Origin of the sequence: Pseudoalteromonas sp. CO348 (assembly GCF_004208845.1) — a bacterium.
GTDB lineage: Bacteria > Pseudomonadota > Gammaproteobacteria > Enterobacterales > Alteromonadaceae > Pseudoalteromonas > Pseudoalteromonas maricaloris.
This window is the reverse complement of the sequence record NZ_SGPI01000001.1, coordinates 44,050-68,440: the sequence shown is the minus strand read 5'-3', so window position 1 is coordinate 68,440 and position 24,391 is coordinate 44,050. Positions and strand designations below refer to the sequence as shown.

Annotated in this window: 18 protein-coding genes; 9 read left to right on the top strand and 9 right to left on the bottom strand. The window is 44.1% G+C overall.

The features are described 5' to 3' along the window. Positions 1–153: 153 nt before the first annotated feature. Both gppA and rhlB read right to left on the bottom strand, forming a co-directional pair. Positions 154–1,662 carry a guanosine-5'-triphosphate,3'-diphosphate diphosphatase gene (gene gppA, locus EXT48_RS00340; protein ID WP_130163270.1) on the bottom strand — a complete coding sequence of 503 codons (1,509 nt, stop codon included), beginning with the start codon at positions 1,660–1,662 and terminating at the stop codon, positions 154–156. 52 nt (positions 1,663–1,714) lie between these two features. Beyond that, positions 1,715–2,995, bottom strand: coding sequence for an ATP-dependent RNA helicase RhlB (gene rhlB, locus EXT48_RS00335; protein WP_017219421.1), 1,281 nt, complete (start codon positions 2,993–2,995; stop codon positions 1,715–1,717). A 91-nt stretch (positions 2,996–3,086) separates the two neighbouring features. Here rhlB and trxA point away from each other — a divergent pair, with 91 nt between their 5' ends. From trxA to EXT48_RS00320, 3 genes are all read left to right on the top strand, one after another. After that, entirely contained in the window at positions 3,087–3,413 is a 327-nt protein-coding gene (trxA, locus tag EXT48_RS00330; RefSeq protein ID WP_010378172.1) for a thioredoxin TrxA, read from the top strand. Positions 3,414–3,618: 205 nt separating this feature from the next. Further along, positions 3,619–4,878 carry a transcription termination factor Rho gene (gene rho / locus EXT48_RS00325; protein ID WP_010378171.1) on the top strand — a complete coding sequence of 420 codons (1,260 nt, stop codon included), beginning with the start codon at positions 3,619–3,621 and terminating at the stop codon, positions 4,876–4,878. A 138-nt stretch (positions 4,879–5,016) separates the two neighbouring features. Continuing rightward, entirely contained in the window at positions 5,017–6,279 is a 1,263-nt protein-coding gene (locus EXT48_RS00320; protein WP_130163269.1) for a methyl-accepting chemotaxis protein, read from the top strand. Here EXT48_RS00320 and EXT48_RS00315 read toward each other — a convergent pair. Continuing rightward, positions 6,276–9,110 (bottom strand): response regulator, encoded by a 2,835-nt coding sequence (locus EXT48_RS00315; protein WP_130163268.1) that lies wholly within the window; start codon positions 9,108–9,110, stop codon positions 6,276–6,278. The two genes, EXT48_RS00320 and EXT48_RS00315, sit on opposite strands and share 4 nt — an antisense overlap. Before the next feature lie 71 nt (positions 9,111–9,181). On the opposite strand from EXT48_RS00315, the gene EXT48_RS00310 reads away from it, so the two are divergent. Beyond that, on the top strand, positions 9,182–9,766 hold the full coding sequence (locus tag EXT48_RS00310) for a DNA-J related domain-containing protein (protein WP_130163267.1): 585 nt from the start codon (positions 9,182–9,184) through the stop codon (positions 9,764–9,766). Here EXT48_RS00310 and dbpA read toward each other — a convergent pair. After that, on the bottom strand, positions 9,755–11,137 hold the full coding sequence (gene dbpA / locus EXT48_RS00305) for an ATP-dependent RNA helicase DbpA (RefSeq protein WP_130163266.1): 1,383 nt from the start codon (positions 11,135–11,137) through the stop codon (positions 9,755–9,757). The two genes, EXT48_RS00310 and dbpA, sit on opposite strands and share 12 nt — an antisense overlap. A 191-nt stretch (positions 11,138–11,328) precedes the next feature. Between dbpA and EXT48_RS00300 the strand changes: the two genes are divergently transcribed. Next, the gene (locus EXT48_RS00300; protein ID WP_130163265.1) at positions 11,329–12,723 is read left to right on the top strand and encodes a M20/M25/M40 family metallo-hydrolase; all 1,395 of its coding nucleotides are present in this window, start codon (positions 11,329–11,331) and stop codon (positions 12,721–12,723) included. 89 nt (positions 12,724–12,812) lie between these two features. Next, positions 12,813–13,583 carry a tetratricopeptide repeat protein gene (locus EXT48_RS00295; protein ID WP_130163264.1) on the top strand — a complete coding sequence of 257 codons (771 nt, stop codon included), beginning with the start codon at positions 12,813–12,815 and terminating at the stop codon, positions 13,581–13,583. On the opposite strand, the gene EXT48_RS00290 is transcribed toward EXT48_RS00295, so the two are convergent. Beyond that, a complete protein-coding gene (locus tag EXT48_RS00290) occupies positions 13,580–16,192 on the bottom strand; it encodes an EAL domain-containing protein (protein WP_130163263.1) in 2,613 nt (870 codons plus the stop codon). The two genes, EXT48_RS00295 and EXT48_RS00290, sit on opposite strands and share 4 nt — an antisense overlap. A gap of 316 nt (positions 16,193–16,508) precedes the next feature. On the opposite strand from EXT48_RS00290, the gene ubiD reads away from it, so the two are divergent. From ubiD to EXT48_RS00275, 3 genes are all read left to right on the top strand, one after another. Beyond that, on the top strand, positions 16,509–17,981 hold the full coding sequence (gene ubiD / locus EXT48_RS00285) for a 4-hydroxy-3-polyprenylbenzoate decarboxylase (RefSeq protein ID WP_069022841.1): 1,473 nt from the start codon (positions 16,509–16,511) through the stop codon (positions 17,979–17,981). Positions 17,982–18,058: 77 nt separating this feature from the next. Further along, the gene (fre, locus tag EXT48_RS00280; RefSeq protein WP_130163262.1) at positions 18,059–18,772 is read left to right on the top strand and encodes an NAD(P)H-flavin reductase; all 714 of its coding nucleotides are present in this window, start codon (positions 18,059–18,061) and stop codon (positions 18,770–18,772) included. A gap of 155 nt (positions 18,773–18,927) precedes the next feature. Beyond that, the gene (locus tag EXT48_RS00275) at positions 18,928–19,335 is read left to right on the top strand and encodes a CBS domain-containing protein (protein ID WP_039491023.1); all 408 of its coding nucleotides are present in this window, start codon (positions 18,928–18,930) and stop codon (positions 19,333–19,335) included. A 20-nt stretch (positions 19,336–19,355) separates the two neighbouring features. Here the strand turns inward: EXT48_RS00275 and add are convergent, their stop codons facing one another. The 4 genes from add to hemC all read right to left on the bottom strand — a co-directional run bounded on the left by add (position 19,356) and on the right by hemC (position 24,340). Then, positions 19,356–20,351, bottom strand: a complete 996-nt coding sequence (gene add, locus EXT48_RS00270) for an adenosine deaminase (RefSeq protein ID WP_039491021.1) — start codon at positions 20,349–20,351, stop codon at positions 19,356–19,358. A gap of 132 nt (positions 20,352–20,483) precedes the next feature. After that, positions 20,484–21,587 (bottom strand): heme biosynthesis HemY N-terminal domain-containing protein, encoded by a 1,104-nt coding sequence (locus EXT48_RS00265; RefSeq protein ID WP_039491018.1) that lies wholly within the window; start codon positions 21,585–21,587, stop codon positions 20,484–20,486. Next, positions 21,584–23,401: a uroporphyrinogen-III C-methyltransferase gene (locus EXT48_RS00260; protein ID WP_130163261.1), complete on the bottom strand. Its 1,818-nt coding sequence runs from the start codon at positions 23,399–23,401 to the stop codon at positions 21,584–21,586. The genes EXT48_RS00265 and EXT48_RS00260 overlap by 4 nt, the downstream gene beginning before the upstream one ends. Continuing rightward, on the bottom strand, positions 23,402–24,340 hold the full coding sequence (hemC, locus tag EXT48_RS00255; RefSeq protein WP_045989735.1) for a hydroxymethylbilane synthase: 939 nt from the start codon (positions 24,338–24,340) through the stop codon (positions 23,402–23,404). It lies immediately after the preceding gene. Positions 24,341–24,391 lie beyond the last annotated feature (51 nt).

The following is a 24,391-nucleotide window of genomic DNA, read 5'->3' as shown; positions in this document are numbered from 1 at the left end:
TCAGCGTAGTGCCCCGTGTCAGTGGGGTCGCATTATAGGGCGATCCGATTTTAGTGCAACCCTTTTTTTAAAGAAAATTGCAAAAAACAGATCGTTTGGATAGAAATCACTCTAAGACGGTTGTTTTTGCATGTTTTACAAACAAAAAGAGCGCTAAACGCGCTCTATTTTTAATTCCCAACCGAATTTTGATAGGTAAGCCGCTTCTTGAACGAGCTCCGCTAGCATCAACGGATGAAGAGATAACCAAGGATCGGGCATTTGCATTGTCAGGGACTTTTTCTCTTCATTGTTGGCTTGAACTGTTACTTTAGGTAGAACATCATCTTTTCTACGCATAGATAGCAAAACACCAAGTCGAACTACGACGCACAACAGCTTAGCGTATTCAAAGTGACAACCTAATCGGTCAAAATCTTTGGCAACAAGGTCGGCTCTGTGATTTTTAACGATAGCAACGATAATATCTTTTTGCGCTTTGCTATATCCAGGCATCGAAGTATTCGCCAATATATAGCCGCTGTGTCTATGGTACTGTTTATAGTCAATCAGCAAGCCTATTTCATGAAGAGATGCGATTGCCTTTGCCAAGTGAAGACTCGCTTGTTCATCCAGGCTCCAGCTTGATGACACTTGGGCGATAATATCAGACACAACTTCGTATACTCGCAGCGCCTGCTCGGTATCAACATGATAACGCTGAGTGAAACCATCCAATGTGCGCTGACAGATATCGACAGCCTGAAAATCAGGGATCATACTATAAAGTACACCCTCTCGAAGTGCGCCACCGGCAAGACCCATAGATTGAATATCCAATGACTTGAATAGTGCAATCAAAATTGCAAGGCCCGATACAAAGACTAAGCGGCGTTCTTCAATTAGCCCAGGTAAAGTTAGCGCAGCCACCGTTTCACATTCAATTGCTTTAAGCTTTACTTCTTCCAACTTGTTTAGCGTCAGTTGTTCATTCTCGCCCATCGCAGCGAAAATTTCCTGAATGGCTTGAACAGTACCTGACGCACCAATGGCTAACTCCCAGCCAAGCTTTATATATTTGGCCTGGATAGGCTGTATTACCCGCTTTGCAGCCTGCTCAGCAACGTCAAAGTTTTCGAGACTTAATAGGCCATCGCTGAAATATCTATCTAGATAAGTCACACAACCCATATTTAAGCTTTTATACAGTAAGGCATCAAAGCCTTTTCCGATCACGACTTCGGTACTCGCGCCACCGATATCAATAACGAGTTGCTTACCTTGACAGGCAGATGTGTGAGCGACACCTTTATAAATGGTTTTTGCTTCCACTTCTCCACTTATCACATTTACCTGATGATTAAGGATCTGCTCCGCTTTTTCGATAAATGTGTGAGCATTAGTAGCCAAACGCAATGTCGCTGTCGCGACAATACTGACGTTTTGCTTGGGGATATCCTGTAAGCGCTCAGCAAACAAAGCAAGACATTCCCATCCTCTTTGCATCGCCTCAAGCGACAATTCATTTTGGTCATTAAGCCCAGATGCCAGCCGCACCTTCCTTTTCACACGGCCAATGGTGTGAATACCGCCTGCCATATGTTTCGCTATCAACATATGAAAGCTGTTAGAACCTAAGTCTATTACAGCGTAAATATCTTCCTTCGAAGCAGTCTTTGCCACTTTTTAAACCTCAACAAATCGCTTTAAGCGCTTACTACTTTACTACCCAAGGTTACTTGGATTGTGGTTTTCTATAGCCACCTGTTCGGCGACCACCACCACGTTGCTTGTTACCACTATTACCATGACCTGAATGACGACGTTTATTTACTTGAGGCGCACGCAAGTCAGTTAATAGTGCTGTTTTGTCATAATGAGAAACAGGAATTGCATGCTCTATGTATTCCTCTATCTCATGTAAATTATAGGCGTATTGCTCGCACGCGAAACTAATCGCATGTCCAGATGCACCCGCTCGACCCGTACGACCAATGCGGTGAACGTAGTCTTCTCTGTCATCCGGCAAGTCGAAGTTGAACACATGACTTACTTCAGGAATATGTAAACCACGCGCAGCAACATCAGTCGCAACCAGTAAATCAACATCGCCACGCGTAAACTGCGCTAAAATTGATTGGCGTTTCTTTTGATTCACGTCTCCAGTAAGCAAGCCTGCACGATGGCCATCTGCTTTCAGCCATGCATATACGTTTTCACAGCTGTGCTTAGTATTAGCAAAAATGATTGCCTTCTCTGGCCACTCTTCTTCAATCAAAGTCAGTAGTAAAGGTATTTTGTCATCTGTTGACGGGTGAAATAGCTCTTCTTGAATACGCTTGCCCGTTTTAACATCTGGCTCAATTTGCACATGAATAGGATTGGTCATGTGTTCGAATGCTAACTCTTGCACTCTGTATGACAGTGTTGCAGAGAATAATAGATTTAATCGCTCTTCACGACCTGGCATGCGATTGAACAAATAACGAATGTCTTTGATAAAACCTAAATCAAACATTCGGTCTGCTTCATCTAGCACAACCACTTCGATATCATTGAGGTTATAAGCACCCTGCTTATAAAAATCGATTAAACGCCCAGTCGTTCCGATTAGTATATCCGCGCCTTTTTCCAATTGAGCCCGTTGTTTTTCGTAATCTTCGCCACCATATACAAGGGCAAGCTTAAGATCACAACGTGGCGCAATGACTTGCGCGTCCTTATGTATTTGGATAGCCAACTCTCGAGTCGGTGCCATAATAATTGCACGAGGTTGCGTTTTTTTATCCTTTTTAGTCTGCAATAGGCGATGACAGGTCGCGGTCAAAAACGCAAGAGTTTTGCCCGTACCAGTTTGTGCCTGACCCGCGATATCGCGGCCTTCACAGATGTAAGGTATACACTTTGCTTGGATTGGCGTACAAAATTCGAAGCCATTTTCCTGTAAACCGGCGACCACTTCCGGCGCTAAAGCAAAGTCGTTGAATTTTTTATTGGTCAAATGTGTCTTAGTCATAGCAATAAAGCATAACGTTTAAACTTGCAATAAGAAACAAGAGTGTTTAAATACGCATTAAATATTTCGCCTAATTCTAACGGAGAGCGTAATGAGCGACAAAATTATCCAACTAACTGATGACAGCTTTGAAGCTGACGTAATCAAATCTGACAAGCCTGTACTAGTAGATTTCTGGGCAGAATGGTGTGGCCCTTGTAAGATGATTGCGCCTATCCTTGATGAAGTTGCAGAATCACACGGTGACCGCGTAGCGATCGGCAAACTAAATATCGACCAAAACGCAGGTACTCCACCTAAGTACGGTATCCGTGGTATTCCAACACTATTACTGTTTAAAGATGGTGCAGTAGCAGCAACTAAAGTTGGTGCTCTATCTAAGACTCAACTCGTTGAGTTCCTAGAAAACAACCTATAATTCAAGCTGTTACACACTCTGCGGCATAACTGCCGCAGTTGTGAAGCTGATCTATATCATTTTTAATAGAATAAAATTTGTATAAACACTGGACGACCCGACGCCTAGCTGCTAACTTATAAAGCCACAAACCTTTAAGCTTTATCAAATCAACCTCTCTCGTGAAACTAACGAGAATGACAACTGTAATAAAGAACCCACCAATATGCATTTACGCGAATTAAAAGACAAGTCAATCAATGAACTTGTAAAACTTGCTGAGTCCATGGGACTTGAAAACGTAGCTCGTTTAAGAAAACAAGATATTATCTTTGCTATTTTGAAAGCGCACGCGAAAAGCGGCGAGAATATATACGGCGGCGGTGTTTTAGAAATTTTACAAGATGGCTTCGGCTTTTTACGTTCTTCAGAAGCATCTTACCTAGCTGGCCCTGATGATATTTATGTTTCTCCGAGCCAGATCAGACGTTTCAGCCTGCGTACCGGTGATACCATCGTTGGTTTAATCAGACCACCAAAAGATGGCGAAAGATATTTTGCATTATTGAAAGTTAATGAAGTTAACTTCGATAAGCCTGAAAACTCTCGTACCAAAATCCTATTCGAAAACCTAACACCTATTCATGCTAATGAGCGTATGGTAATGGAACGCGGTAATGGTAGTACCGAAGATATTACCGCTCGAGTATTAGACCTTGCCTCTCCAATCGGTAAAGGTCAGCGTGCACTTATCGTTGCACCACCAAAGGCGGGTAAGACAATGTTGCTACAAAACATTGCTCAGTCCATCACATACAACAACCCAGATGCAACTTTGATGGTACTACTTATCGATGAGCGTCCGGAAGAAGTAACTGAGATGCAGCGCCTTGTTCAAGGTGAAGTTATTGCCTCTACGTTTGATGAACCAGCTAACCGCCACGTTCAAGTAGCTGAAATGGTAATCGAAAAAGCCAAACGCTTAGTTGAGCATAAGAAGGATGTTATTATTCTACTTGACTCAATTACACGTCTTGCTCGAGCATACAACACGGTTATTCCTTCATCAGGTAAAGTATTAACTGGTGGTGTTGATGCCAATGCACTTCACAAGCCTAAGCGCTTCTTTGGCGCTGCGCGTAATGTTGAGGAAGGCGGAAGCTTAACCATCATCGCAACGGCACTTATCGATACCGGCTCTAAGATGGATGAAGTTATCTACGAAGAGTTTAAAGGTACGGGTAACATGGAACTACACCTAAACCGTAAGATTGCGGAAAAACGTGTATTCCCAGCTATCGACTTCAACCGCTCAGGTACTCGTCGTGAAGAGCTACTAACGAAAACTGATGAGCTTCAAAAGATGTGGATCTTGCGTAAGATTGTGCATGAAATGAGTGAAATCGATGCGATGGAATTCCTTATTGATAAGCTTTCCATGAGCAAAACAAACGATGAGTTTTTCGACTCAATGCGTCGTAAGTAAGTAGACTCTAAGTCTAGTTATTGAAAAGCCAGCTTATGCTGGCTTTTTGCGTTTCAGGTTCGCCAACTGCCTGTTTTTGTTCTATACCTTACCTAGTGAATTTAAACCAAATTTGAATAATGAACCTAGGGACATAGAATGAAGCCGAGTCGTATTATTGCCGCTGTCACGCTTTTTAACTTGGCTTCAGTAACACTCGCTATTACCTTACTATCCTCTGATGAGGCTAGAGTGGCCGTCGCAGTTAGCGCTTTAACACTCGGGGCATTATTGCAATTCTTATGTTTAAAAAAAGCCTCTTCTGCTGAAAAAGATATGGAGCATCTAGTTCGCAATTTTATCAGTGACAATGGTGTCGACCTAACATATCGCTTTAACGAACAAGATAAAAATATTTCTAAGTCCTGCCTACTAATGAATGATTGCTTCGCCGTTATAGAACATATAATTAGTGAAGTGTACGCATCTTCTTCTCGACTTCACCCAATGGCGGATAGCTTAAGAGATACCTATGCATCCATGACACAAAAGGCAACACTTCAGCACACTCACGGTGAATACTTAGCTACCTCAATACAGTCTATGTTAGAGATTTCTGCGCGTTTAGATACTAGCTTAGAGCAGATCTACGCATCTGTAGAGAATGCCACAACGGCAGTGAAACAGACCCGATTAGATACCGATAAAAGCCAAGAAAGTCTGCTCACACTTGCAGACAACATCAAGAAAACCAGTGAACAAATAGAATTGCTCAAAACTGACAGCAATGAAATTAGTTCTGTGCTTGAAGTCATTAACGGTATTGCAGAGCAAACCAACTTACTTGCACTGAATGCCGCAATTGAGGCCGCACGAGCAGGCGAGTTAGGACGAGGCTTTGCCGTCGTTGCTGACGAAGTGCGTAATCTGGCAGCACGAACGAGTCAATCAACCAAGGAAGTAAGCCAAGTCATAAGAAAAATACAATCCGGTACAGATTCTGTTTATGCGCTGATGCAAGCGGCACTAAAGGAAACAGATAACACCGTAAAATTAAGCGAAGCTTCTACAAAAGAAGTGGATGAAATAGAAAATGCGATGCTTTCTATCAACCAAATGTCCCATGACATTCATCAACAAGTTGAAGAGCAGAAACAAGCCTCTGACGCAGCTCAAGAAAGTATAGAGTCAATGGTACACCTGAATTCCGATGCCCTTTCAAGTACCAAAATACAGGCCGTCTCCAATCGTGACCTCATTGCCCTTTCGCAAAGTATTCATTCAAAGTTATCCATGTTTAAGATTTCAGATTACACGCCAGAACTCGATACCAGAAAAGACAGCTCCCGAGTATCTATCAGTGATGATGAGCAACCAGACAATCTAAAGGTGGATGATTCCGACGATATAGAGCTATTTTAGGAGGCTAATGATTCTTGAGATTTTAGCTGATCACACATAGCTAAAAACAGAGATTGAAATTGGTCTTCACTTCCTTGCTTTAATACTTTCTCAAATTCGATTGCGATGCTTGCAAGCTCCGGAAATTCAAACATGGATGCTGCCCCAGCCAGTTTATGACAAATAGTCTGAAGTGTGACCAGGTCTTTGTTTTGCCATGCATCAATCAGCAAGTAGCGCTCTTGCTCAAAAGTGCTTGCGAAACTATCTCGCAAATCCGATAAATCAATATTAAGTTCATACGCTTTGCCGTCAGACTCAAAGTTTAAGTGCGTATTCAATACCGCTAATAATTCATTTTTATTAATCGGCTTGCCAATGTGACCATTGAACCCTGAGTCAATATATGATTTTACCTCTTCCATCAACACATTAGCGGTTAATGCGTATATTGGACCAGAGTAACCCGCTGAGCGAATGATCCGAAGTGCCTCAACCCCATCCATTCTTGGCATTTGAATGTCCATAAGCACCACATCAGGAAAATCACTAAGACACTGTTCAACCGCTCGAGCACCATTTTCGGCTACAATAACCGTCGCACCAGTTCTCTCTATCATCCGAGAGAATAATTGCCGATTCTCAGGGTGATCTTCCACAACCAGCACCGTACCCGAGAGCAAAGGTTGCTTAGATTGCGGCTCCTGAATTTCAGCAATAGCCGTATTGAGATAAACAGTACAAGGTACACTGAAGGAAAACGCACTGCCATGATCGACAACACTTTGTACTTTGATTTCACCATTCATCATGTGAGCAAGCTGGCTCGACAAACTTAACCCCAGCCCAGAACCACCAAAGCGCCTTGTTATACTGTTGTCAGCTTGTTGGAAATTATCAAAAATTCGACCTATCTGCTGCTCAGTCATACCAATACCGGTGTCCTTCACCACAAATTGTAAACCATGGTGCGTTTCAGATACTTCCAATTCGATACGGCCTTTTTCGGTAAACTTTAGGGCATTACTTAGCAAGTTTATTAGTATTTGTTTTACTCGAATGTAATCCAACCGTACATAAGCGTTAGTCCGTACCTGATCACAGACGATAAACTCTAATTGCTTACTCTGTATATTTTGTTGAAACATATCGCATAAGTCAGCAAGTAAGCTGCTTACCGAAAATTCAGTTGCTTCTAGCTCTAACCGCTCGGCTTCAATTCGACTTAAATCCAAAATATCATTGACGAGATCGCGTAAATGTAATCCTTGATTATAAATAGTTCTGACCGATGCTTGTGCCTGAGCATTTAAATCTTGTTCGACCAACAAGTCTTCTGCATGTCCCAGCACCGTAGTAAGTGGCGTTCTGATTTCATGGCTCATGTTTGCCAGAAATTGACTTTTCACTTGATTGGCCGCTTTTAATTCATCCGCTTTTTGCTGGAGCTCAGATGTTCTCAACGCTACTTTTTGGCTTAACTCTAGTTTTGCTCTTTGCTCAACCTTACGTCGATAGAGTGCGAAAGTGGTCAGTAAGGTTAACAGCGCGATGATAACACCCAACAATTGTAATTGGCTGCGCTGCTCCTCTTTCAGTAGCTGTAATTTTTGTTCTTGCTTGAGCACTTCGACTTCTCGAGAAAGCTCACTAGCCTCATACTTAGCACGATAGTCATTAATCCGTTTCAGCATGTCATCATTCATCAAGCGGTTTTGCGCTTCCAAATTTTGTGAGTCATAATCTCTAGCGCGCTTAATATTTCCTTGTGCAGCCTCAATCAGCGCTAACAAACGAAGTGCCATACGCTCTCTTTTCTGTTCATGCATAACTCGACTAGCCGCTAAACTTTGTTCTGCATTAGCCAGAGCTTCTGTTAGCCGCCCTTGAGCAAAGAAGATTTGTGCTAAGGTGAACTGAGCTTCCATGAGGTTGGCAGGATTCTGAGCCTTTTCAGCATAATAGAGCGCAAAGTTTGCTTCTTTTTCGGCTAATTCTAATTGGTTTTGTGAATAGCTCAATAAAGCAAGGTTGCCATATTCAAATGACAAGTGGCGGACGTCATTCTGCGCTTCATAATAAGCAATTGCTGCTTGGTACGACGCTTTGGCAAGCGCGGGACGTTTAGTCTCAGTGTATAGCACGCCAAGATCTGCTTGAGCTAGTGCAACACCATATTCATCGTTTAGCTCGACGAATGCGTTTAGGGCTTCATGGAGCATTTCTTCCGCTTTGTCATAGGCTCCTTGGCGAATATAAACACCCGATATATTCAGTAAAATATCGGCATGATCTTGAGCATTACCAAACTCTTGGTAAAGCTCATCTGCTTTTAAATAATTATGCAGTGCCAAGTCAAGTGTGAAGCTATTAAAATACGCTAACCCCAAATTACTATGTAAATTAGCCATTTCGATGGGGACATTACGTTGCTCAGCTAACGCTAATGCCCGTGAGTAAAACTCAATTGCCTGTTGATAATGACCAAGGTAAAAGTAGCAGATCCCTTGAACCTTTACCGCTGAAAAATGGTTGTCACTCAGTCTATCTGATTGCGTTATCAACTCTAACTGATTGAGAAAAACGAGTGCATCTTTGAATTGATTTTGTTTGTAAGCAGATTTACCTAGACTAAGCAAAAGCTCTATTTTTCTTGTCTTTCCTAGGTTTTGCTCCGTGAGCAACTCAGTGCCCAGCATTTTTTGTTGTTGCCAATTGGTGGTTTGCTCGACCTCAGAGATCCGCTCAGCAAGGGTACTATCATTTAGCGTGGCGTTAACTTGAAAACAACTGGAGAAACACAGGCTACAGGCAAACACAGACCAGGGCTTTAGTAGCCTCGATAAATTCATTGTTGCTCTCCATTGCTTATCATTTAGTCTGCGTGGTAGTGTGAAGATACACCAAGACTAAAGAGGCGACAATGTTCAATCCGCTAACAGATGTTATTTTTAGACTAATTTGTCAAAATCAATCTTTAAAAGTGCACACTATTGCCGCCGCTCTGATGGAACAACAGCAACTACCTCGCCTTGATGAAGATGAAAATAAAAATCTATTTAAACGTAACTTCCTGATCATGAATGCCTTGTATCAACTCCAGCAAGAAGTGTTCGCTGAGGGCCAATATCTACATGTAGAAGCTCTCAATATTTATCTAGTTCCACAATTAGATAAACATCCATTAGCGTTAGATGATCCGCTCAGAAGTTACTATTTAGACTGGCAGCATTACGAAACCAGTAGTGAAGAAGTGAGTGTTCTGTTAGATAATTTTTGGCAACAATTTACATTTAGCGGCGCTCGCCAGCAACTTGCCATCAAGCATGACGAATTAAACGCGATTAAAACACGCTGGCAGCTACCTGAAGATTATGATCGCAGGATGTTAAGTCAATGCTGGAGAAAACTGGCCCTGACTCATCACCCAGATAAATCAGGTGATGAGGAAACATTCAAACGTTTAATGAACGAGTATGAAATACTCAAGCAGGCCTTAAGCACGTAAAGCTTTATAGCGCTTATTTTTAATCTTACTATTGTTAAGCTTACGTAGTGCAGGCTTCACTGCCTCGCGTTTTACAGCCACGAATGTTTGCACATCATAAATATTGATTTTACCAATTTGCTTAAAGCTTATGCCTTCTTCACCAGTCAAACTGCCGACGATATCTCCTTTGCGGAGTTTTTGCTGCTTTCCGCCTTCAATCATGAGGGTCACCATATTCGACTTATAGGCTGGTTTTTCGAGCAGTGAATGACCTGGCAACGTGCCATGTTTTAGCTCTTGACCATATATTTCCGCCAACTGTTTTATTTTGAAGGCTTCTTTTTCTCCATAAAGAGATACTGCGATACCTTTGTGCTCCCCCCGACCCGTACGACCAACACGGTGAATATGCGTCTGCGGCTCAAGCGCCAAATGATAGTTAACCACAAGCTCAACTTCCTCAACGTCGAGCCCTCGAGCGGCCACGTCAGTGGCAACTAAAATATTGGCACTCTTGTTGGCAAAAGTGAGCAATGACCACTCACGTTCACCTTGATCTAAATCGCCATGTAACTCGACACAAGCAAGTCCGGTTTGACGTAATTCTTCAAATAGTCGCTTAGTCTCAGCTTTGGTATTACAAAAAACGATACAGCTTTGCGGCTGGTGCTGCATTAACAGCACTCTTAGTGCGTTAAAGCGCATTTTATTGTTGTCTAACTTATAAAAGGTTTGCTTAATGCTGTGGTGTGCTTGTTCTTCTTTCGCTTCAACAAACTCTGGCTCACGCATATATTGCTTCGCCAGTTTCATGATCTTATCTGGGTAAGTCGCACTAAACATTAGTGTTTGTCGAACTTCAGGCACATACACTAAAATGCTTTCTAGCGTTTCAGTAAAGCCCATATCCAGCATCTGATCAGCTTCGTCGAATACCACAGTCTGCGTTTCAGTTAGCATGAGTGAGCCATTAAAAACATGCTCTTCAACCCGACCAGGTGTACCAACAACAATATGCGCGCCATGTTGCAACGCCCGTGTTTGAGGTTCAATTGGCGTTCCTCCGCAGAGTGTTTGCACTTTGACGTTACCAATTAAAGCCGCAACTTTTCTGATCTCTTGTGCGACTTGATCAGCCAACTCTCTCGTTGGACATAACACCAAAGCCTGAACCTCATTGCACTCGGGCTGCAACTTATTCAGCAGCGCAAGTGAAAACACCAATGTTTTACCAGATCCGGTTTTCCCTTTCACGACTAAATCTAGTCCAGTCAGCGCCGGCGCTAAACTCACAGACTGTACTGCTGTTGGCACCATGTAGTTAAGATCTACAAGGCGCTGAGCAAGCGCTTGGTTTAGAGGTAATTGAGAAAATGAAGTGATCGACACAGTGCTTTCCTATTCGCTATCTTAATCGCGTATTTTATACCAAATGTGTAAATTCGCTAACCGCTTTACTCTATTATTCCAAGATAAAGCGCCCCTAGATTGTGGATGAATTATCCTCATCGCAATACACGGACTTACATCACAATTTATGCTTTAATCTCTCGGTAACTCCATTTTTACCAAGGATTATCATGAAGTTTAAATCACTATTGGCATTTGGTTTATTAAGCGCAGGTTTGAGTACAGCACTGCAAGCCGAAGAATTTACTACACAACAATTAGAACAAGTTAAACAAGTTAGAGAAGCCGCAAGCCACAGCAACCTAAGTTGGCAACTACTAGAATCCCTCACCACAGAAGTAGGCCCACGCTTACCGGGTACCGAAAATGATAAAAAAGCGGTAGCTTGGGCAAAGAAACAACTTGAGCAATTGGGCTTTGACAAAGTCTGGCTTGAGGAAGCAACCTTTCCTGAATGGCGCCGCTACCATGAGTCTGCAAAAATCCTGATACCGAGCGAACAACCGCTACACCTTACTGCGCTCGGTAACAGCGTCAGCACACCAAAAGATGGGCTAAGTGGTGAGGTAATTTTATTTGAAACTCTCGATGAGCTGATTGCCGCGCCAGACAATAGCTTAAAAGGTAAAATAGCTTTTATTAATTACCGCATGAACCGCGACATTGATGGTAATGGCTATGGACCTGCGGTAAGAGCTCGTAATAGCGGCGCCGTAGAAGCGGCTAAAAAAGGCGCTATCGCCTATATGATGCGCTCTGTAAGCACCAGCCACCACCGCTTCGCGCACACTGGCGGCAGTCACTATAAAGCGGGAGTGACAAAGATCCCGTCCACTGCAGTTGCCAACCCTGATGCGGATCAGCTAGCACGCCTTATCAACTCAGGTCATACCGTTAAAGTCGCGCTAAATATTCAAACCGAGGACTTAGGTGAAGGAACCAGTTACAACGTCATCGGTGAATTCACGGGCACCGAATTTCCAGAGCAATATGTCTTAATTGGTGGTCACTTAGACTCTTGGGATCTGGGTACCGGTGCACTCGATGATGGCGCAGGTGTTGCATTAACGATGGCAGCAGCAAAGCACATTGCCGATGTAAAACGCCCTAAACGTAGTGTCCGGGTAGTCCTATTTGCAGCAGAAGAACTCGGTCTTTGGGGAGCAAAAGCTTATTTTAAAAAGCATCAGGCAGAATTAGACCGCATCGTAGCCGCATCCGAGTCCGATTTTGGTGCAGATGTAGTGTATGCATTTGAATCAAACGTAAATGCCGCTTCCTTACCGGTTGTGCGTGAGATTGCAAAGCAATTGGCGCCACTTGGCGTTACTTATATTGGCAAGAATAGCGCACATGGTGGTCCTGACTTAATTCCGCTGAAAAATGCCACATCAGCACCAATTTTCGCTTTACACCAAGATGGCACAGATTATTTTGATTATCACCACACAGCTGATGACACGCTTGATAAAGTCGATCCGGCAAAATTAAAGCAAAATACCGCGGCATACGCTGTATTTGCCTTAATGGCAGCCGACGCCAAAACGAAAATGGCAGGGAAATAAAATCTTACACTTATGGGGACAAGTACACTTGTCCCCTACACTCAAGTTGCCTACCTTAGACATACCCACACCTAACTAACTAATAGAATATGGAAATCAAAAGCGTATTTTTTTCCTTTTACGACACAATATTCAACTTTATCAGTAAATATAAACTTACCGTGTCGGCACTGATTGTGGTCACTATTGCACTTTACTTTTATAACCAATATCAACAACAAATCGCTAGTTATCAAACATACTTAGCATCCCCACAAATCGATGACCTGATTATTTTTGATGCTGGTAAAAACATAGGGCAAGCTTATGATCCGGCTTTTCAGGTCTTACAAATTACTGAGCTGACAGATGACAACATTGAAGTAAAGGAAAGCGCCTACACTTACCGTACGATGCGTAACATCACCCGAGATATCCGTGTCAGCATGCTAATGACCGATCACTATTTTAAACCACAAAGGCTGACGCTAGAAAAAGATAACCTATTAGACTTACTTGACGATGACACCATAGTCTCAGTCTACAGACCCGTCGGGATCCATGTGCTTGGCGGCGTTGTTAGACAACGATTTAAAAAGCCGAAGCCGCTATACAATGGACCCAAAATTTCAGCACAGAATCAAGAAGCAATTCACGCTTACAGCCAAGGAAACTTTGAAGAAGCAAAAACGGGATTTGCAGCAGCGGCTAAAACCGGCAACCCTTGGGCACAATATAACTATGGGACAATGCTTCGCGATGGTGAAGGCGGTGCAAAAGACATTAAAAAAGCGATCCACTGGCTTAAACTTGCTGCCGAGCAAGGTAATCATAAAGCACAAACGGCGCTGGCTAAGTTATGCCAAGACCACCCTTGTTAACTGTGACTTTGCTTGTGATACTGCATAGTCAAAACGTTTGCTTCAAACTCTTGTTGTGCCACAGGCTTAGAATGAAAATAGCCTTGTGTCATATCACACAGTAAATTCTTTAAAAACATGCATTGTGCAGGGGTTTCAACCCCTTCCGCAATGACCCTTAAGTTCAATTTATGCGCCATCAAGATAATCGCACTGACGAGCGCTTTATCTTCTTCATCTTCAGGTAAATCTCGAATAAAGGTTCTATCAATTTTCAATTTAGAAAGCGGGAAGCGCTTGAGGTAACTCAACGACGAATATCCAGTACCAAAGTCGTCAATCGCCAGTTCTACGCCCATTTCTCTTAATGCTTTTAGTTGTGACAATATTTTGTCTGAGTTTTCAACTAGTACCGACTCTGTGATTTCCAATGTCAGATATTTTGCTTCCAGTTTGGTATCTCTAAGTACCTTCCTTACTAGCTCGACCATATCTTGGCGTTTAAACTGGATACTAGAAACGTTAACTGCAATAAATAAGGGTCTACCGTAGTTGTCTTGCCAGGCTTTAACTTGAGAACAAGCGTGATACAGCACCCACTCTCCAATGGGTAAGATAAGGCCTAGTTCTTCGCAAACGGGAATAAACTGCTCGGGTGAAACATGGCCCAGCAACTCACTTTTCCATCTTAACAACACCTCGCAGCCAACGAGGTCGCCGCTGCCAAGCTGTGAAAAAATGGGCTGGTACACCAGTGATAATTCTCGATTAGAAAGTGCTTTATGCAAAGCACTTTCTAACACACTACGCGCTTTGGCATGTTGATGCATCGCTGAAGTATAGAATTGAAAACAGTCGCGACCATGTTCCTTGGCTTTATACATTGCACTGTCGGCATTACGGAGCAAAATTTTTCGATCGGTGCCGTCATCTGGGTAAAGCGTGATCCCCATACTACCGGATACATAAGCTTCGTGCCCTTCCAAATGAAAAGGGTTGGCTAACGCACGTAAAATCTTCGTCGCAACCAGCTCTAAATCACTGATAGAACTTATATCTTGTAGCAATAAAGCAAATTCATCCCCACCTAACCTTGCAACGGTATCAGAGCTGCGCACGCACTCATTAATACGGTTTGCTGCTTCTTTGAGTAATAGATCACCAATATGGTGCCCAAGCGTATCATTCACTGCTTTAAAGCGGTCAAGATCGATAAAACAAATAGCAAAGCGCTCTTCTAGTTGAGCTGCTCGTTTTAACGCTAAATCAAATTTAACGTGATAATGATGGCGATTTGCAAGGCCCGTCAAACTATCAAAGTTGGCTTGCTGCCACATCAACTGTTCATTACGTTTTCTCGAGGTAATATCGCTGAATAGGGCTACATACATATCAATTTCCCGAGCTTCATTAAATACTGCGGATACCTGCAGCCAACTCGGATAAATTTCACCATTTTTGCGCTTGTTCCAAATCTCTCCTTCCCAATGACCTTTATTAACCAAGTCATCATATAACGCGTTGAAAAAGCGCTCATCGTGACGTCCAGAATTCAGGATTGCAGGCGTTTCCCCAATCACTTCATCCATGCCAAAGCCTGTAATTTCGCTAAATGCGCGATTTACCATTTGGATTTGATTATGTTTGTCGGAGACCAACACACCTTCCGTGGTTGTCGAAAATACCGTACTTGCTAAGCGCTGTTCTCTTTCATTCTCAAGTTCTTCCGTAATATCCTGAATAACATAGATAAAACCAAGCTTTGCTTGTGTTTCACTGACCACAGGGGCACAAGAAACCCGAACATTGCGATAGCCAAAACGCGCATCAAGTTGGCACTCAAGCGTTCCTTCCGTTAGCAGCTTTTCACTATCAAGCACATCAAATAAGGTATAAATAGATTTTGATTTTAACGATTCTAAACTATCAAAATCCTTTAACACTGAGCCATTAGCGGCTTCAATGTGATGAGTTTCATCCGTAAACACCAGATATGCTTTAATACCATCAAAAATGGCACTAAGTTTCGCACCTTGGTCTTGTGCTCGCTGATTGGAGCGCCTTAGCCTGACCAAAACGGTCATCAACACCGCCATCGATAGAATAAGCACAGCAATTACCGCAGTTAACAAAATGACCTGTACCATATTGGCTTGCTTGATTTTTTCAGTCTGCAGCATGACCTGTTGTTCAAGATTGGCTTGGTAATGCCAAAGATCTTGCTGTAGCTTACGCTGCTCACTCATATCTTGAATGATAGAAAGTAACCTAGGTTTGCCATCGCTATCTTCAAATGGTGTCGAGTGAACACTTACTGTTTTCACACTACCGTCTGCAGTTTGATGTTGGAAGATAAAATAGTTACGGCCTTCATTTAAAGCCGCTTGACGCTCATTGGCAACCTGCTCGGCAGTAAATAAGTTGATATCTTGAATGACTTTTGATTCTAGTACCGCCTCGCTATAACCATAGAATGCGGCAGCAGCCTTATTGGCATCCAAAATTTTTCCAGACGTGGGCTCGATGATCAACATCACCGCGCTATGATTAGAAAAAGTATAATATGGTAACTCGTTAGCTGGTGCTGAAATACAAAACAGCAACAGCAGCCCCCCGAGCAATTTTGACATCAACTTCAAACTCAGACCCCTCAGGATATCGTTTTATGCAACCGCGGCGACTATAGCGCAAAGGGTATGTGAGCTACATCGAAAGTCGATTTTTGCTTGTTTCATATCAAAACAACTCAACACACACATCATTTTATAACAATTTATACACTTGCTCCGGCGTACTGACAAGCCGATAAGTTCTGAAAGTGTAGTCTATTTCGAAATACTGTAGACGCAAAAGTGAGTCACTAAACCTTTTCACCATCCCATCCGTACAGCTAGGAAAAATATGCCTAGTTGATATACTAGGCCAAACTCAACTCATAGTGCGCCGATGAAATACCAAGACTTACGAGATTTTATAGCCCAGCTTGAAAAACAAGGAGAACTTGTTCGCGTCAAGCAGCCCATTTCCACCAAACTAGAAATGACTGAAATTGCAGATCGAACGCTGCGAGCAGGTGGACCCGCTATCCTATTTGAAAACCCTGTAGGTTATGACATTCCGGTACTGGCTAACCTATTTGGCACACCAAAGCGCGTTGCAATGGGGATGGGACAAAGCGATGTCAGTGAGCTAAGAGAAGTCGGCAAGTTACTCGCTTTTTTAAAAGAACCCGATCCACCGAAGGGAATTAAAGAAGCCATCGGCCAGCTACCGGTATTCAAACAAGTGTTGAATATGCCAGCCAAGGAAGTGAAAAAAGCGCCATGCCAAGAAGTCGTATTGAGCGGTGATGAGGTCGATCTCACGACACTACCTATTCAACATTGCTGGCCTGGTGATGCCGCACCTTTAATCACATGGGGGTTAACGGTAACCAAAGGTCCTTATAAAAAGCGTCAGAACCTAGGGATTTATCGTCAGCAGCTATTGGGTAAAAACAAAATTATTATGCGCTGGCTATCACATCGCGGCGGCGCGCTTGACTTTCAAGAGTGGTGCAAAGAGCATCCGGGCGAACCGTATCCGGTATCGGTTGCACTTGGCGCTGATCCGGCGACGATTTTAGGTGCCGTAACTCCGGTTCCCGATACTTTGAGCGAATACGCATTTGCAGGTCTACTGCGTGGTAGTAAGACGCAGGTCGTTAAATCTATTTCTAACGAACTGCAAGTACCAGCGAGTGCCGAAATCGTCTTAGAAGGATATATTCAACCGGGCGAGCTCGCGCCAGAAGGTCCATATGGCGATCACACAGGCTACTACAATGAAGTTGACGACTTCCCTGTAATGACTGTCACCCATATGACGCATCGCAAAGATCCAATTTATCACAGCACTTATACGGGCCGCCCGCCTGATGAGCCTGCTATTCTTGGTGTTGCCCTTAACGAAGTATTCGTACCTATTTTACAAAAGCAATTTCCGGAAATCGTCGATTTTTACCTTCCACCAGAAGGCTGCTCATACCGCATGGCGGTCGTCACCATGAAAAAGCAGTATCCGGGGCATGCTAAACGCGTGATGATGGGCGTATGGTCTTTCCTTAGACAATTTATGTACACCAAGTTTGTCATTGTTTGCGATGATGATGTAAATGCTCGCGACTGGAATGATGTGATTTGGGCGATAACAACACGTATGGACCCCGCAAGAGACACCACCTTAGTTGAAAGCACGCCTATCGATTACCTCGATTTTGCTTCCCCTGTATCCGGTCTTGGTTCTAAAATGGGTATGGACGCAACTAACAAGTGGCCGGGTGAGACCGACCGTGAATGGGGCGAGCCTATCGTTATGGATCCCGAGGTTAAACAACGCGTTGACGAAATTTGGGATACCCTAGGGATCACCATCAAATGACATATATCATCTAACATTGTGCACTCAGCTATGCTAGAGTGCACAGACTTTAGCCACGTGCTTAATAAAGGTAACACATGCAAGTATTAGCAGCAGAGGTTGTCTCAATTACACCTCTTACGGAATTTGTTCACAAAGTTATATTAAAACCTGAAGAAGCGGTGCAATTCGAAGCCGGCCAGTATCTGCAATTGGTACTTGGTGAAAAAGACAAACGTGCTTTCTCGATTGCCAGCAGCCCTTCAAAAACAGAGCAGTTAGAGCTACATATCGGTGCTTCTGGCGCTGACTCTTATGCCATGCAGTCACTAGATCACCTACGTAACGCTTTTGATACAAAGCAAACCGTTGCATTAGAAGTTGGTCTTGGCGTATCTCAGATCCGTGTTGATCAAGCACGTCCACTAGTACTCCTTGCCGGCGGTACTGGATTTTCTTATGTCAAATCTATGGCCGATCACTTGGCTGAAACGGGTTACGATCAACCAGTATTATTTTACTGGGGTGTAAAAGAAGAAGCTGCGCTTTATGCAAAAGCGGAGATGGAAGCTTGGGCCGCCTCAAATAAACATTTCCAGTTTATTCCTGTGGTAGAAAATGCCAGTGAAGCATGGGAAGGCCATCGTGGTTTCGTTCATCAGGCCGTGATGAAAGATATCGTTTCTTTAGAGCCGTACAGCATTTATATGGCAGGCCGCTTTGACATGATTGGCATCGTGCGTGATGACTTTATCAATCATGGTGCTGAGCGCGACTTTATGTACGCCGACGCTTTTGCGTTTATTAAGTAACTTAAGACAAGTTATTTAATAGCAATTTATCCAATGTGTGGCAGGTCTTTAGTCACACATTGAAAAAACAGAACGAACCAATCAAAACAATCCATTTTACCAAAGCAGCCTCAATCGCTACTCTCATATTACACACAAACACCGCGAGAAGTATGATGAGTAAACTCTATGTTCGTGACATCATGTCACCTGATTTCCCACTGTTAACCGCCGAGACCGAGCTAACCGACGCGATTAGTTTGCTACAAAAGCATCATTTAATTGGTGCGCCAGTGATAGATGCACAGCGTCATCTTGTTGGATTTATTTCAGAGCAGCAGCTACTCAAGCCTTTGCTTAATTCCAGCTACTTTTGTGATGGTAAAGTACAGCTGAGAGACTTACTGGCTACGCCTGCCCTCAGCATTGAAGCTGCAACAACCGTTGTCGACCTTGCACAACGTATGCAGCAAAATAGTCCTAAGGTTTATCCCGTACTCAATGAAGGCAAAGTGATTGGAATTGTGACGCGCAGCCAAGTCGTTGCGGCGTTAAAAGAGAGTTATCTTAGCTGTGCGGGGTGATCCCACACAGCAATTTCAGCCTACGCTTTCTTTGCAAGCAACGCTTTTTTATCAGCTTCGCTTAAAAAGGCAATCTCAACCGCATTGCGCTGCGCTTTATGGATATCACTCAAATCTAAACCTGCCGCCGCAGCTGCATGGCTATACTCGTTGTCCAACTCGATACCTTGAACCGCAGGGTCATCGGTATTGATGGTTGCCAATACACCATGATCTAAAAATGCTTTCAATGGATGCGTGGTTAAACTTTCGACAGTACTTGTTTGGATATTACTGGTTAGGCAAGACTCGATCCCGATACGATTATCACGTAAATAGTCCATCAGAGCTGGGTCATGGATTGCTTTAACTCCGTGACCGATACGTGTTGCACCAAGTTCTTTAATGGCTTGCCAGATACTTACCGCGCCCTCCGCTTCACCAGCATGTACCGTCACCCCAAGGTAAGCATCGCGAACCTGTTTATAATGTTCAATAAACAGCTCGCCTGGGAAGCCCAGCTCGTCACCCGCGAGGTCAATCGCAACCAACTGCTCTTTAAAGGCAAGTAGCGCGTCTAGCTCATATTGACACTTTTCCACACCAAATGTGCGTGACATAATCCCGATCAGGTTAACCTTAATGTCTTGGCCTTTAACTGCACTTTGTACACCGTCGACTACGGCTTCAACAACGCCCTGCGGGTGTAGATTATGGGTTTTTGCCATGTAGTAAGGACTAAACCTTAGCTCTGTGTAATCAATACCTTGTGCAACTGCGTCGGCAACATTTTCAATCGCAATACGGCGACAAGCATCGTAGTCACCAAGTACCTTTACGCCCCAATCTAGTTTTTCAAGAAACGCCATTAGATTGGGTGCATTGTCCAACACTTGAACATGTGGGCGTAGACCTTCGAGATCCGTTGCCGGTAAATCCATATTAAACTGCTGGCCAAGTTCTAAAATCGTTGTAGCACGAACGTTACCATCTAAGTGGCGATGTAAATCTAATAGTGGGAGTGTGTTATTGATCATAAGAGACTCGATTTGCAGTTAAAATTTTTGGGATCATACGCACCTAAACTGAGATAGCAAGGACATATGTCAGAATTGAGTATAGCTAACTTTAATGCAAAAAAGCCTGCACATTGCTGCGCAGGCTTTTCGTTACGATTTTGCGATTAAATACGCTTTCTCGTAAGTATGCATTTTTTCGTAGGCGAGCTGAGCTTGCTTACTCCAGCGCGCTTCCCAAGGGTTTGCGCTTAAGGAATCAAAGATCTTCGCAGCAAGCTCATAATCCCCCTCAGCATTGCAAAGGCAAGCCAATGAGAACAGCAACTCCTTGTCATCTGGATGTTTTTTCAATTGCTGCTGCAGTGCTAATTTGAGTTCATTACTACTTTGCGTGCTGTGTTGCAGATAGTCCGCTAACTGGTGATATTGACCTTGTTTAAGCAGCTTCTTGAGCTCGCCCAACACTTCCGCTATGCGTCCCTGTTGCAGCTTCACTTTATTAAGGGCTGGTATTGCATGTGCTTTTACTGCCTTAGGTAGCATATTGAACAAAGTGTCTGCTTGCTCTGGGGCTATTACAAACATGCGCTCGAACACACTCTGCCACTGCGTATCACTCCAGTTGAGCTTTTTGTGCCACTTCGCGATTTGTGCAGCGGCCAGCTCGGGTTGCTTAGCCTGCAGGCAAGCTAAAATGTAACCGCTAAGCACCGCTGAAGTTGGTTTAGCCGCAGACATTTTATCATCAAGTAAAGCCAACGCCTGTTCACTATTATTTGCCTCTAGCCATAGTGCCGCGAGCTGCCCTTGGTTGTCATCCGATATAGCTTCTAGCTCAGTATTTGCTTTGACAACATCTCCTTGCTTTAACGCCGCTTTGGCTGCGATGGCACGCACATAGTCTTGGCGTTCATCCGGCTGCGGCGTTTTCGTCAACAAGGTTGCTGCTTGTTCCACTTCGCCGTTAATAAATAGCCACAAACTTTCGTTCCATGCTTGTTGCGCTTTTAGTTTACGCTTTCTGGAAAAATGACCTTTCGTATTGACAAGGCGATGCCACGACCAACGCACTACCTTACCCAACAACACTAAAGCGGTGATGACAAGCAACAACAAGATAGTGAAAGACACTATGCTGCCTTCAATCGTGGTTTGATTGAACGAGATCAACACATAGCCTTTCTCATCAATGAGCAAATGACTGGCGGCTAGCGCGATAAAGATAAGCGCGAAGGTGATGATTTTTGCCATCATTTTAGCCACCCTTTTACTGCTGCAGGGGTGGCAAGCTCAATCGACTCTTGGCGCTGAACTTCACTGCGGCTCAGCTTGTTTAAAGCCTGCTGCATCGCGCTCACAGGCGCGTGTTGCGTATCAAAATAACGCGCCAATGTGTCGGCTGCACTATCAAGCGCACTGAAGTAAATGCTCGCCTGTTGATCTATTAATGCGGTTTGTGCTTGGGTTAAATAAGCACGCAGCTGCGTGCGTATAAGCAGCTGCTCGTTTTTATCTAAGAGTGGGTCTATCACCACTTCATCATGGTGGCGTATGGTAATAAAGGCATCAACCAACCCCCGCCAAGAGCGCTTTAAGTTCGCTTGCCAATCATCAACCTGTTGCGATAGCGCAGCATCTTCACTCGCTGCCTTTTGCGGAATCTGCTTGGTTTTGATCGTTAGCGTATCAACTTGAGACAATAAACTATGAAGCTCAAAGTAAAGTGACTCCGTTTGTGGCTTAGGTAAGGCCTTCAAAGCCGCAATATCTGTAGCAATCGCCTGCTTAACAGCAGCCGTGTTGGACTCAGACTCTAAGCTCTCTTGCAAGCGCTGCAGAATAGCGATTGCGCCAAGATAATCTTGCTCTGCCGCGACCTTAAATGCAGCAAGGCGCTGTAAATACAATGCCTCAGAGGCCACGGCACCGCTTACTTGCTGCTGCGCCTTGGCAAGCGTCTGCGTTAGCTGGGTTTCCACATGTTGCTGCTGCTCAGCCAATCGCTTTGCGACATTGTCTTGCAACGAATCAAGCACATTTTCTACTCGCTGAAGTTGCGATTTAGCGCCACTCAGCTGTGTGTTTAGTAGCTGATTTTCAGCGTTAATCGCTTGGTTAGCTAACAACGCTTGTTGCAACTGTTGTTGCTGTTGCAAATAAACATAGCCAGCACCAGCGCCACTACCTAGTGCCACTAATAATGCAAGGAGCGCAACCTTACTCACACCAGCCTTCGCGTGATGTGGCGTTACGGTTTGCTCTGCTGCTTTTGCAGCTTGCGGGGTATTTGTATTCTTTGTTTGCGATTCAGACTGAGTCATTTTGCGCCCTTGCTGCTTGGTATAGTCGATGATACTCCCTGCGATGGCACGATTATCAGGGCCATGACATACCACAATTTGAGACTGTTCGATGTTATAGGATTGCTGTACATGCTCAGCAATACGTTGGCTCACAACAAAGAAAGTGCGCTGAGCCAACCAATCTTTACTTGCTGACGACTGCGTATTAAAAATCGCATCCGCTGCACTATTACTGGTAATGACTATACCTTCAATCTGCTGGCTTCGCCAGTGGTCTAACCAGCCATCTGCATTGTCTTTTACGGCAACACGTTCATAAACCACTAGACTGTCAAGGATGGCACCTCGCGCTTTTAAAGTTTGCGCAATGACGGGACGCCCGCCTTTCCCTTTGACCAACAATACACGCTTGCCCTCAACAGAGGACAGCTGCGGGAGTGCAAGCAAGCCTTCGGAATCAGGTTGTTTAGGATATTTAGCCTTGATATTTAGGGTCTGCTGGATAGCATCGGCCGTGCCTTCGCCAACAGCAAAAGCTGCGCAATGTCCGGCTAATGGCACTTCTAGTTGGTGAAAGTATCGCACCGCATCTGGCGAGACAAAAATAGCTAACTCGGCTTCGCTTATCATTGCTTTGGCGGTGTCACTCACCGCCACTTCATTAAGCTGCAATACTGGGCAAATCACTGAGCTAATTTGCTGCTGTGTCAGTAACTCAGATAAAGGTTCTGATTTGCCAACGGGTCGAGTTAGCACAACTTTCATTTAAGCGTCCCTATAAACCTCAGCAAGAATTTTATCTGCACCTTGCGCAAGTAAGGATTCTGCCAATTGAATTCCAAGTTGCTCAGCCTCTGCAACCGTACCAGAGCATTCGCCGCGCAAGATTTCGCTGCCATCGACAGCACCTACTAAGCCGCGCAAGTGCACCTGATCGCCCGAGACTTCTGCATAAGCGCCGATTGGAACCTGACATCCCCCTTCCAAACGGCGGTTCATTGCGCGCTCGGCAAGTACACGAATACGTGTATCAGTGTGTTCCAGTGGTGCGAGGAATGCTTTGGTTTGAGCATCATCGCTACGACATTCGATACCGACAGCGCCTTGGCCATTGGCCGGTAATGAATCTTCAGGTTCAATATAACTTGCGATTCTATCCACCATTTCTAAACGGATAAGTCCCGCCGCGGCCAAAATAATGGCATCAAACTCACCCGCATCTAGCTTGGCTAGGCGAGTATTCACATTACCGCGTAAGTCTTTAATGATTAAGTCCGGACGAGCCGCTCGAATTTGACATTGGCGACGCAGGCTTGAAGTGCCAACCACAGCGCCCTCAGGCAACTCTGCAAGTGAGGTATAAGTATTTGACACAAACGCGTCTCTTGGATCTTCACGTTCGCAAATAGTATGCAGCTCAAGCCCTTCAGGGAAATCAACAGGTACATCTTTCATTGAATGCACTGCAATATCTGCGCGCCCTTCTAACATGGCCTGCTCAAGCTCTTTGACGAACAACCCTTTACCGCCAATTTTTGCCAGTGGCGTATCTAAGATCTTGTCGCCTTTCGTCGACATCGGCACGAGCTCTACTTTTAGATTCGCATGGTGTTTTTCAAGCTCTGCCTTCACAAATTCGGCTTGCCATAGCGCTAAAGCACTTTTGCGCGTTGCAATACGTAATATGGAAACTTGTTCTGTCATGATTTGCCTTTCATTTATTGCAGCGTTATTGCCGCTGCAAATAGTTAACTA